We start from the raw sequence: 11,750 nt of genomic DNA, 5'->3' as shown, positions 1-11,750 counted from the left end.
CCCCGGTACTTTCAACAACTGAGGAATTCCACGTAATATAAGCCTCGATCAGCTCTCTTCTTCAGGCTTCTCAGCGTCCCCGACCCTACGAAGCAAACGCTCGGCAATCCCCATCGAGACTTTGTCACTCATCGTTCGCGCCCGCCCTAGTGCTTCACTTCCAAATCGCTTCGTTGCTTCGACTCCGTCTCCCCCTGTTTCAAGCACCCTGTCTGTCGTCGTCCTAGCGAGACTCAAAGCATCGCCGCTGAAGCGCTTGGTCGCATCCACTCCGTCAGTCCCCGTTTCGATGACCTTGTCCCGAGCATCTACGACAGCTTCCACCCACCGTTTTGCCTCGACAGTTTGCCCGCCATCTTCAATTCCAAGACACTTGTGGAACTCGCCGACTGAAGCCTCGACCTGGTTACTGGAATGGACCACAGTACGTGCCGTTGTTGGGTGAAGGAGGACTTTCGTATTTGCCAACCCTGCGGCCGCATTCATCCTGTCGATCAGCTTCTCGGTGCTCCGAGTGATTTGATCGAGTCTGTTCTGCCGGGCCAGGTGAAGAGCACGACGGTGGTTATCTAGCTCCTCAGGAGAAGCATCGAGTACACGGTCCAGTTCGAGCACAGCTAGCGAGTCGTAAAGTTGGAAGCAGCGGGCAAGTACGGCTATCCACTCACGAACCTTTGGTTCGGTTTCTTGGGCCACCTTGGCGAGATCCCCCATTTTGGACTTGCGCTCCATTTTTTCTGCCAGTGCATCCATCTGTCGCAGCGCGTACATTTGGGTGCTTGCGACTGTCAGCGACGATGCCTGGACTTTCGACCAGGTAACTTCGGACACCCGCCCCACGGTATCTCGTGTTGTAATTGCGTCATCGACAACGAGTCCAACCCCGATCATGTCTGCAAGTACTGCGTCCTTCTGGGCACGAAGTATGTCGTCGACCTTCTCATCGATTAGTGCCAAAAAGTCAGTGATCTCATCCATGGACTGCTGCATGGCAGCCTGCGACATGATCCCAGCAACGCCAGTGAGTACCGCAGGGTTGGTCAGAAACTGCGCCGGGGTCCTAGTTATTTCGAGGAGTCCTGAGATCTTTCCATTTTTCATGAGGACGGCGCGGCGAACGCCCGACTCTGAACCCTTCATGAGCCTATTTACTTTGAGGGCTTTGGCCGATTTCTCGGTTAACTTCACCCATCGGCCAGCGTTCGCCGCCATTTCGGCTCCGGCCTGCGCCGCTCCAGCACCGGCACCGAGAGTCGACCCGAGTCGCTGGAGCCCAAGGTCTTTCGATGGCAGGCCCTCAGAGACCAGAAATCGCTCAATTGCTGACGGCTCCCCGATGAGCGCTATACCGTTTTCATCGTCGAACAGTTCAATCTCGTCGTCCATGACAGTCTCCTAAGACGGATGGGAAAGCCCCAAAATGGCTGGAATAGCTTGCAGACGGCGCGCTCCACAGCACCGTGAACAGCTTATGCCAAGCACGTCACGTTTCGTTCGTCGTTCGAATTTCGACAGATACCGACATCGTACCTAGCGTCAATTTCACCTTGGTCTTGTTGGCATTTTGCAACTAAATCGATCGAGGGCAGGTGATCCACCGGCAGGCGATTTCGCGGGTTCATTCATTCTCGCGGCTGAATACTTCGACACGGTCTTGTGGCAGCGAGAATCAATAAAAGCCGTTAGTCTGCCATAGCCAATCACCCAATCCCGACCTACCATGATTTTTGGTGGCGACTCACCGTGGTCGCACGCACAAACCTATGGGTGGCCTGATCTATCTCTGGACGTCTCAACCTATTCTCAGGGTCATTTGGGTGTCACCAACGTGATGGCCGAGTACAGCTAGTCAGCGGCCAATCGAGTCTGTTAGGCCTGCCTTAGTTCCGGTTGACTTCGCCGCAGGCCGATTCAGCTGTCATTGGTTGCACCGCGCTTCAGATCAGGTGGTGGCAGACCTTGGCGGACTCTGCCGATCAACCGCGAATGTCTCCAGATGGCCTGAGGATAGCTTTCTCACGACACCTTGGGTCCGCTGCGGAGATAGTTTCGGACACCAAAAGCAGCACCGACCGCCGTCATCGCCCCAACCAATAGCCATGGGTCGACTGTCGTGTCCTTTGGCAGAAATGATGCCGCGATAAGTAGAATACCTATTCCCACGGTGAAGCCGCCGGCGATGAAAATGACAAACATTGCAATCTTCATCCAGAATCCTCGGCGTTTTTCCTCGAATTTAACTTCGGCGGCGACAATGCTTTCTATTGCTCCGTGGCCCTCGGCCTTCTCAGTGAGTTCGACAAGCCTTTCAATTTTCTTAGCTCTATCACTCCATGCGTCGCGGAACATCCAGGCAAACGATGGTAACGCTGCGGATGTCAATATAGCGAGAAAAATTGTTTCAGTCATACAGCAATTAAACACTGATCCGATGATAGGGGGTAACCGAGACGCGAAAACGGCACCATGAAAACTGAAACGGGGATAGTAACTTTCTGAGCGAAACGACCACCGACGGCTAAACCACCGCACCATAATTACCATAGCCGCCAATCGCCGGGTTAACCGGCCCACGCTGGCATGGGCCCACACTGGATGTCAGGTACCGGGCCCGGGACCGGTACCTGAATCGGATCACGATTCTGAAGAACTCCGACCGTGGACAGGCTGTCCTTCTATGAGTCCAACGCCAACCAGGCCTGGGTGAGCATCGCTGTCCTGGCCATGAACCAGGTTTCCTGGCTCCAACTACCCCAGCCGGCGGCAATGCTCCAAGCGGCTGGGACGTCAAACAATGGAGGTACCAGCTTCTCGCGACCGCAGGGATACTCATACCCGGGCAAGATGGATTCGGCTACTCGCCCACAGGATGCTCCGGCTGCGGCCACGATCACCACAATTCTGGCCCTTGTCAGCAGACTCAAACCACCGACGGCAGCAGCCGTCGCTACTGGCGGGGACATACGTGGACAGCACCTTCAACACCATGCACAATTGCATCAGCGATGTGGAAGCCAACAACAGACCCACAGCTCGCACCCAAAGCAGGAATACCGGCTCTTCGCGTTTCGTGGTGAATACCAGCCCGCTGAGATGAATTCATGCCACCGTCCGGGAGGCACTTCTCAATAGGATACGTGATTGATAGTTGGTCGGGTTGCGGAACCCGCGGGCAATCCTCTTGATGTTTTTGATCATCGTGTTCGCGGCCTCGACCTTCGCCGTTGTCACCCGGGTGGCGAGCAGTGTTTGAATCTCTGGCCACCACTTGGTCACGGTCTTTTGCAGCCGGTCGGTTTCCTTCATGGCCGCTGCCTTGACCTGCCGTTCAAAGAACGCTTTCCGGTCTTCCACGCTGGCCGGATTACTGGTTGAGAGCATCAGCCGCAAGGCTTCCTTGACTCCCCAGGCGGCCACGAGTTCCTTGCTCGGGTCATCTGTGGCGAAGACGTCATCGAGGCGCTTCTTGCCAGCGTCGGAGAGCGTGTCGTAGCCGCGCAGCAACAGTTGCCGGTGGGCCCATGCTTTGTCTGTTCTTAGGCCGCGGCGCCCGTTCTGCTCCCGGGAGACTCGTTGGCGAACCTGGGTGAGCATGTCGTTGGCCAAAAGCACCATGTGGAAGTGATCGACGCTGACAGCAGCGTCGGGCAGATTCTCGCGCAGGGCCTTTCGGAACGCCGCCGAGGGGTCGATGCCGACGGTCTCAATGCAGGAAAGCCAGCTGGCGGGGCGGGCTTTGAGCCAGGCGCCCACGCCGCGGCTGTCGCGGCCGTCCACGATACCCAAGACTTGGCCGGTGTCGACGTCTACGATCGTTGACATCCATGGCTCGTACCGGGTCCATTTCTTGCTCTGCTGGTCTTGTAGCCAGCGCACGGAACGGTAGCGATGTTCGTCAATCCCGAGCCGTGCCGGTGTCAGCAAGTCCACGGACGGCAGTGCCGCGGCGGCAGCGACCACAACGGTGTTCACCAGCCACCAAGAGACGCCGAACGCCGCCGCGACTTCGGATGCGGCACGGCCAGAATCGATGACGGCGTCCTTGAGGGTTTCCTTCAACCGCGTGGTGGACCGGGCGAACCGCGGCACCTGAGGAGTCGATTCGGCAAATGTCTTTCGAGTACAGAGAGCCTCGTCACAAAAGAGCCGGCGCTTGGTCCACATGAGTCTCACATGCCCGGCGACGAGAATGTCCCGAACCCGCTGGATCCGACGCGAATGGACCCGAGAAGCCAGGACGGAACAGCCAGGGCAAGCTGCTGGGAAGTCCGAGGCAACAGTGACGACACGGATACCGGAAACATCGTCGCTGATGACGGAGATGACCTGATAATCAGGCAGATTGAAGAGAGTCGTCGCCGCATCTGGGCACGACTGGGTAGGCTGGATCAAGGCTCGTGGTTCCTGACTTGAGAAGAATGCTAGACACATCCATCTCAGCAGGGCCACGAGCTCCTATTTTGCTACGACACGAACCCCGGATTCACCACGAACCGTGAAGAGCCGGAATACCGGCCAGGCAGGCGATCAAATTCCCGCCGGGCCGGCACCCGACCATCATGAAGAATCAGGGTCAATTTATGTGCTTTTACTCACGGGAGTCAGCAAATTGAATAAATCCATCCATTCAACAAGCAATCTTCTCTGCTGTGCTCATACGCTGTCTGAGCCTGACACATCCAAGGCGGCTTCAGTCTGGTTTCTGAACTTGCCATGCCAGTTCACCATAAATTCTCGTTCCTCGTCGTCAAGCTTGAAGTGGTTTGCAAGGACAAGGTCAATCTGATGGATAACAGTCGACGCATTCCTGGGCTGGAACGTCTGAATCCGTCGGCTCTCCTTCGTTCCGGCCCGATAGGGCTTGAGCACGGAGTTGTCCTGAAAATTGTTCTCAATGGTTTTCGCAAGCTCAACTAATCGAGATTTGTTCTTTGATTCCATAGATTCTAAACCTAGGGGAAACGCATGAACTTCACGTTTGTTGAGATTTCGTACATCACTCATAATAGTCACCCACCAAAAAAAGAAAGTCGAATTGAGCGCTGCTCTCAATATATCCGCATCATCGGACTCCATACAGTTAATCCTATTCAGCTCACTTGGCTCAGTTACATCTCCATTATCCCAGTAAGTGAGTGGCGGTGTCGCGAAGAACTGCGTGTGATAGCGCATTTTTCGTGTATAAAAGACCGGATACGCTCCCCTTGGTCGGTGTATGCTTCCAACTGTTTTACCCTTACCCCGAAGCTTCTGCAGTACTGAGGATTCGAGCGCCGTCCCAATTTTAGGTATTTCTGATCCGGGAGCCGAGTCGGCATCGCTGACCCACTCCACGAATTGAACCGTACCAAAAACATTTGGACGTTCGTCCGAATGCCAACGACGATAGGCGGAAGTATATTGCTTTCGAGGCTCCGCATCGCGCCCTATACGAGAAATCCAAATCGTCAGCCTCTTATCCACCCCCGTAAATAACTTGGCTGGACGTTCAGCGAAATTCAACGTCCACGATATCGGTGAATTCGCAAGAAGCACCCTTCGAAGGGACGAGAACCCCGGCGTAGCCGTGACAGATATAGGCACAATCATGGCCAAGACTCCCCCCTCCGCAACTATTTGCAAGCTCCGCTCCATTACGAATGCGTACAAGTCACCGCAGGCTGCTGTTGAGTACCCTTCAACCAAGTACCCAGCCTTGCGTGGGTTGTACTCGACATAGGGAGGATTGCCCACCACACAATTGAAGCCCCCGTTGGACATGACAGCATGGAATTGGGTGAACCAATGGAACGGCTGAGTTGCCGCCGTCCAGGCTTCAAGCGCGTCAATGTCTCCCTCGGGAACGCCAGCCACCTCGGCAATTCGACTATCCAGCTTTCCTTGAAGCTCATTGAGCAATTCTGTGAGTTCTGATTTCGTCTTATGGATGTCCACTCGCCCTCCGTGCATCTGCTGCGCAGTTCGGAAGTTCGCAAACAAAGCCGCGGCCCTGTGAGACAACAGTGCAATCTTCTCAGCATCTCCAAAAACGTCTAGATGCGCTGGGTTCTGGACATCGTGCAAGGTAACGACGCCAACCAATGCATTTCCTGATCGGATATTGAAGTCAAGGTCGGGTAGGGGATCCGGCTCAACGCCCTCTTCCAAGACCGACGCCAGCTTCAGGAAGAGACGGAGCTTGGCTATCTCGACGGCTTCACGCATGATGTCGACACCGTAAATATTGTTGAGAATGGCATGTTTGAGCAGGTAATACTCAGCCGAAGGGTGATCCCGGACGGCATTAACGACAGCTGCAATTTCGGGAAGTAGGTCAGCATTGCAACCGTTTTGTTCATACTCCTCTGAGATGCGAGACAGCGCTGCCTCGTAAAGCTCTTCGAAAATGTCAAGCGCCGCGAATAGAAAAGCCCCAGACCCGCATGTTGGATCAACGACCGTCAACGTTGACAGAACATCCCATACAACGTGGGCAAATTTTGGACTTTGGTTAGAAGAAATTGCATCAACCGCAAACTGTACTGTGTCCAGGTTAAAAGTCACTAGGTCGTTGGCATTGCGCACTGCTCCGGCTCGTAGACTAGCGAGAAGCTGGTTGTAGTGCTCGACACGGACCGCAGACTCCTCTTTAGTCTCACTTTTTGATAGCGCGCCAACATCAAGTCCAGACAGTGAGATATAGCGTTCCGGGTGTTCTTCCAACAGGCCCCAGGGACTAAAAATTTCCCCTGCCACCTCAGCGGCAGTTGAAAGTCGTTCAAGAAAGATCGGGATTACAGAGGACGCCGTAATATAGCGAGTAATATCCTCCTTAGTATAATACGCTCCAAGCTCTTTCTGACCCTGCTCCTTAAAATTAATATAACGCTCAAATATGTACCCTAGGATATCAGGACTAATTGATTGCGCTGCCCTTGAGCCTGAAGAATCTAAATGCCAGCGCCAATTATCGAAGAATGAGAATATCTCCGCGAAAGACACGTCCGGGATTTCGATTTCATATTGGAGCTCGAGCTCATGAGTGCCGAAAATGCCACCATTCAGGTAAGGCACGTTGCCTACCAGGTCGGCGAGACCATCCTCTCGTTCATCTTGTCGCCGATTCAGGCCCATCTCAAAAAGCGGGAGTAGAAACTTTCTATAAAATGAATAAAATGTTTCAGATGTATCTGACTCGACGAGCCCCTTAAGTCTGTTTTGAAGGTAATTCCTATCGTTATCTAGGAATCCCTTCTTTTGCATGAAATACAAGAACATTAGACGATTCAGCAGAAGAGAGGCATACCATGATTTATCTTCATCGGATTCGATATTCAAGATCGATGCCGCAAGTCGTGAATGTTGCTCTTTAAAGGATGCGTAAAATCTCTCCGTAACCTCCTCGGCGCGAAATGCCCTATCCACTCTCTCGTGAACACCCAAAATATCGAGACCACGACGCTCATCTTGAATGCTAAAAACTAGCTGCTGTAGCCTTAAGACAAGATCATTACCGCGACCTGAAGCGTAGTGATGCACGTTCAGTTTGGGAGTTCTCCCCGCGCGAGCCGTGACCCACTGCCAGTATTGCTCTCGGTCGGTTCTGAAGATCGTTAGATGAGCTGCACTGACATTGCGTACTAGCTTCTCAATTTGATGACGTTCAGAATTCGTGGGTAACCCTACACATTCGAATACTACAAAACTCTTCTTCGCCGCAATAGCTTTGATTAGGAAGACCTCAGACTGTCCCTCAAACTCTACAGACTGATCAATTTGCGTGTAATCCCAACCTAACTTGCGAATAAAAAGAGATTCAAGATTTCCGGAATCAAGGTCCTTTCGTATTTCGTTTGCAAATGTCATTCCGCAGTATCCTTGCTGTTCACTGTTTCAATATTCCTAAAAATCCCCATAGAACATAGTATCCGTAAATCATCTTGATCCGGTTGGGCCTTAAGGACGGCAGACAATTCATCGTCCAAATGAAGAGCGGAGACGAATTCAGCCATCGCCACAGGAGTAGTCTTTTCGCGAAAACGCCTGCCGATGTCAATTTTTGCCCTTTCGCGAAGGGGATGTTCAAATACGGCAACCTTAGCCTGATCAAATCCCTCAATTGCTAAGTGAAGGGGGTTTAACATTTCCCACAACTTCTTCCGAGTCCCACTTAGATTGCCTGCAGTGCCCAAAGAGTGGCCTACAGTTCGCATTACTTCCTCTGCAGCGAGATCCAACAGAGCAAAGTGCCGTCGATCGCGTGGACTTACTGAGGTGTCCGGTGGGCAGGCAGCCAGTCGAAGTATCTGGAGGGGCGAACGTGATGCAACAGCCTTGTCCACACCCACCCATACGAGTGAGTCGATTCCGGATCGTGTCCTCAAGAAGGACAGGACGCCTTCCTCGGCCAAGGGGTCATGGCTAACACTTCGCGATGCGGTGACAAGATTCGGAAGTCCTCTAACTCTTCCCTCCACGGTGGGGTCTGCTTCGATGGCATCGCGCCACACTTGTAGCGCGAACGACCCAACATCCACATCGTCAAGAGTAGCGGCAACTGCAGTGTCGGCGGATACTTGCGTTGCATCGTACAGCCCTGCCAAGTCAGAAGCATCCACATCGAAGAATTGGTCATCGCTTCCGACAACTTCACCATTTTGTCGAAGCCTTTCTTGTAGCCGAGCCCGCAGGTTGAGTACCTGCTCCAGGCCTGCGGGCGGGATAAACGACCCGATCTCGATCTCCGTTGCTTGCTGACCGATGCGATCCACACGACCGGCACGCTGAACAAGTTTGATGATGGCCCACGGAAGATCATATTGCAGAACGATGGCGGCATCCTGAAGATTTTGGCCCTCGCTTAGAACATCTGTTGCAATTAGAACTCGAATCTGGTTTTCCTCAAGGATGTCCGCTTCGTTGCTAACCGGACTAAACCGGCGAACAGTCTCTAGTGGGTCCACATCGCCACCTGTTATGACGCTAACTGCCTCGATTCCCGCTGAGACGAGATGGTCGCCTAAGTACCGAGCCGTGTCCGCAAACTCTGTGAATACCAGAACCTTTCGACCATCATATTGGCCACGTAGCAAGTCAACTAGCTTGGCGGCTTTCGAGTCAGTCTCCGGGCTCCATGGATCGAGTTCAAGTAGAAGGTTCTCGAGAATCTTGCAGTCTGTTTCCAGCACGTCTGCAAGACCTGGCTTTAAAAGCCTTGCCGGAATCCAAGTGACCGTACTACTCTTGCGGCCCTTTAGCTGTCTGTATTCAACGTCGACTCCTCTGTCTGAACCCACCATGGTGTCTGATTCGTCTTCATCTTGTTCCTGCAGAACCTCTTGATAGGAGCCAGCGGGGATATCAAAGCCGTGTTCTAGAGCATATTGAAAAACTCTGTTCTTTCTTAGATGGCGGCGCAGAGAGATCTCAAAAGAGTACAGACTGCTCTCGAGGCGTTTGAACAGGCTCGTGCGAATGAGTCCTGCAAGAGTAAAAGCATTCGCACGCTCAAAGGCTTTGTACAGTTCAAAGTCTCTCTTGCTCTGACAAGCATCGACGTCGAGGTGCCTGCCAATCGCGTACCGGGGCAGCTTAAGCTGGTTGAGATCATCTACAACTGATTGTGAGTAGAGCTTCTCGAGGGGGTCTCCCGGAAGGATCCCATACTCAATAGTCCGCGGAAGTGTCTTGGGAAAGTACGAGCGTCGTCCATCGGTAAAACTAATGAACCGCCTACCATTCTCGTCCTGCTCCGTGTAATTGGCTTCGATGAAGCTCTTCGTGCGGCGAATCATGAACTGACGCATGAGTTGCTGCCAGTCTTCAGGGAAGGAACTTTCCTCGAATGCCCGAAGCGAGGTGGGATTTTCTACTCGGGAGAGGAAATCCGCGTCGTTTTCCATCGAACGCCGGAGAGCCTCGGGCTGGATGCCTAGATCAGTATCCTCGTGGAGAAATAATCGCAACTGACTACCGAGGTCAGCAAATGATTTGTTATACGGCGTAGCGCTCAGAAGGATGCACTTTGCGCCTGAGTCGTGAATGAACTGCTTAATGACTGCGTATGCTTTACCATCGCGATTTCGCAGATTGTGGGACTCATCGATCAGGACAACTTGGAAATCCTCCCAAGCGACGTCCGACAAATCCTTGATCACACGACTCAGAGACATCACCTCACCGTCCAAGCCATATCGATTAAAGTGACTCTTCCAGTTGGAGACGAGACTCAAAGGGGAGATAACCAGCGTCCTTTCCCTAAACTGTTCTTGACACAGGAGGGCCAATGCGGTGCCAACCAATGTCTTGCCGAGCCCGACCACGTCGCCAATAAGTACACCGTTCCGCCGCCTCAGATGACGGGCTGCGATCGAGATGGCCTCCGTCTGAAATGGAAGCAGTATTTCCTGCATTGAAACTGGCGGGTGGTACTCAGTCACACCAGCTCGGGCATCTTCTGACAAGTGATAAGCCATTTTGAGATAAACGAGGTACGGCTCTCGCGTCCCCGACGCCCACGATTCATTGATAACCTGAATAATTTCACTGTCGATTTCGTAGCAAAAAGGCTCACTCCATCGATCTTGAAACCAGGCCATTAGCTTCGCAGTTGCGTCGTCGTCCGTAACGTCAACGTTCAACTCGCCATTGCCACTGAGCCCACTAAACGTAAGATTGCTAGAGCCCAAGTAGGCCTTGCGAGAAATCTGCTGCGTCGCATTCAAATGGCACAGATACAACTTGGCATGCAACTGGTGCTCCAGGAAAAGCTTCACGGAAACCAACCGGCTGGCAATTTGATTGGCCAGGTGACGAACGGCGACTTCTGTAGACTCGGAGGGGATTCCACGCGACAATTGTTGACGGAAATCGTCAAGCACGTTTTCCAGAAGGCCCGCCGCACGTTGGGTGTCAATCTGAGCTGGTGGAACAATTCCAAACTCTTCGCGTGCGACCGCCGTGGCTGCTTTCGACATCCCTACCAATATGCGGACAGGAGTCGGGCCAGTGGGGGAACTTGGCATGTGTCGAATTGCTGAGTCAATCTGCTGCCACCCTGACAAATTGAAGTATCCAATGCACAAGTCCGCACGTGTAGAGCTTTCGAGACTGAGGCGAAGAGCGGGCAGCAGCTTGTTGTCGATATTGTCGAAGATATTTGGCACAGTTCCCCCGAATAAATGTCTGATCGATCCCTCGACTGGTTGCCTAACGGGATCACGTGGCACCAACGCTGCCCTAGTTTGCTCCAAACCAGGAGCTCCTTCCAATACTGCGCGTTCAGGCGGTGGCTGAACGTGCCAACCTGAGCTTAACAGTTCGATCGCTATAAGATTCCAATCGCAGATGTAGTCATGTGCCACACCGGATAAGTGCATGCAAGGATTCAATGTCGCGTTGGCCCGCAAGTTCCGTCCTCCAATGGCCCCTACTGCCAGAGTTGGTTGCGGCAACGACATCGACACATTGGGTCACCAAAATTGGTACTACATACATTGCGGCACCGTCCGCGGAAGTCACAGTTCCTCCAATAGTCAGTCTGATTTTGATTCCTTGCTGATGGACCACTATGAAGTCATGCCAATACGCGTGGTGCCTTCTGGTACCCCATCATCGCTGGGCGGGCCCTCCACGCAACCAGGGCGCTGCGCGCCGGGCACTCCCCCAAAAATTCTTCCTCGGCGCTCCTGCGTCGCTTATTTCCTCGGAACAATTTCTGCCCCGTGCCCGGTACCCCAAATTGCCCTCCGGCCCCTAAAACCCAGCGGTGA

6 protein-coding genes are annotated in these 11,750 nt (G+C 53.2%); all 6 read right to left on the bottom strand.

Annotated elements, in window-relative coordinates:
* Positions 1–48 precede the first annotated feature (48 nt).
* The 6 genes from AAGW05_RS17000 to AAGW05_RS16975 all read right to left on the bottom strand — a co-directional run bounded on the left by AAGW05_RS17000 (position 49) and on the right by AAGW05_RS16975 (position 10,955).
* The gene (locus AAGW05_RS17000) at positions 49–1,386 is read right to left on the bottom strand and encodes a hypothetical protein (RefSeq protein ID WP_411805744.1); all 1,338 of its coding nucleotides are present in this window, start codon (positions 1,384–1,386) and stop codon (positions 49–51) included.
* A gap of 630 nt (positions 1,387–2,016) precedes the next feature.
* Positions 2,017–2,409 (bottom strand): hypothetical protein, encoded by a 393-nt coding sequence (locus AAGW05_RS16995; RefSeq protein WP_411805743.1) that lies wholly within the window; start codon positions 2,407–2,409, stop codon positions 2,017–2,019.
* Between the two features lie 266 nt (positions 2,410–2,675).
* The gene (locus AAGW05_RS16990; protein ID WP_411805742.1) at positions 2,676–2,963 is read right to left on the bottom strand and encodes a hypothetical protein; all 288 of its coding nucleotides are present in this window, start codon (positions 2,961–2,963) and stop codon (positions 2,676–2,678) included.
* 136 nt (positions 2,964–3,099) lie between these two features.
* Positions 3,100–4,431, bottom strand: coding sequence for an ISL3 family transposase (locus AAGW05_RS16985; protein WP_411805747.1), 1,332 nt, complete (start codon positions 4,429–4,431; stop codon positions 3,100–3,102).
* A gap of 222 nt (positions 4,432–4,653) precedes the next feature.
* On the bottom strand, positions 4,654–7,845 hold the full coding sequence (locus AAGW05_RS16980) for an Eco57I restriction-modification methylase domain-containing protein (RefSeq protein WP_411805741.1): 3,192 nt from the start codon (positions 7,843–7,845) through the stop codon (positions 4,654–4,656).
* A complete protein-coding gene (locus tag AAGW05_RS16975; RefSeq protein WP_411805740.1) occupies positions 7,842–10,955 on the bottom strand; it encodes an SNF2-related protein in 3,114 nt (1,037 codons plus the stop codon). The genes AAGW05_RS16980 and AAGW05_RS16975 overlap by 4 nt, the downstream gene beginning before the upstream one ends.
* Positions 10,956–11,750 lie beyond the last annotated feature (795 nt).

This window comes from Arthrobacter sp. LAPM80 (genome assembly GCF_046736435.1).
Taxonomy (GTDB): Bacteria; Actinomycetota; Actinomycetes; order Actinomycetales; family Micrococcaceae; genus Specibacter.
The sequence above is the reverse complement of the archived record's forward strand: the minus strand, read 5'-3'. Positions and strand labels throughout refer to the sequence as shown.

Bases quoted from the DNA above. Each gene is read 5' to 3' on its own strand.
- AAGW05_RS17000 (WP_411805744.1), bottom strand. From the start codon at position 1,386: ATGGACGACGAGATTGAACTGTTCGACGATGAAAACGGTATAGCGCTC.
- AAGW05_RS16995 (WP_411805743.1), bottom strand. From the start codon at position 2,409: ATGACTGAAACAATTTTTCTCGCTATATTGACATCCGCAGCGTTACCA.
- AAGW05_RS16990 (WP_411805742.1), bottom strand. From the start codon at position 2,963: ATGTCCCCGCCAGTAGCGACGGCTGCTGCCGTCGGTGGTTTGAGTCTG.
- AAGW05_RS16985 (WP_411805747.1), bottom strand. From the start codon at position 4,431: ATGTGTCTAGCATTCTTCTCAAGTCAGGAACCACGAGCCTTGATCCAG.
- AAGW05_RS16980 (WP_411805741.1), bottom strand. From the start codon at position 7,845: ATGACATTTGCAAACGAAATACGAAAGGACCTTGATTCCGGAAATCTT.
- AAGW05_RS16975 (WP_411805740.1), bottom strand. From the start codon at position 10,955: ATGTCGAAAGCAGCCACGGCGGTCGCACGCGAAGAGTTTGGAATTGTT.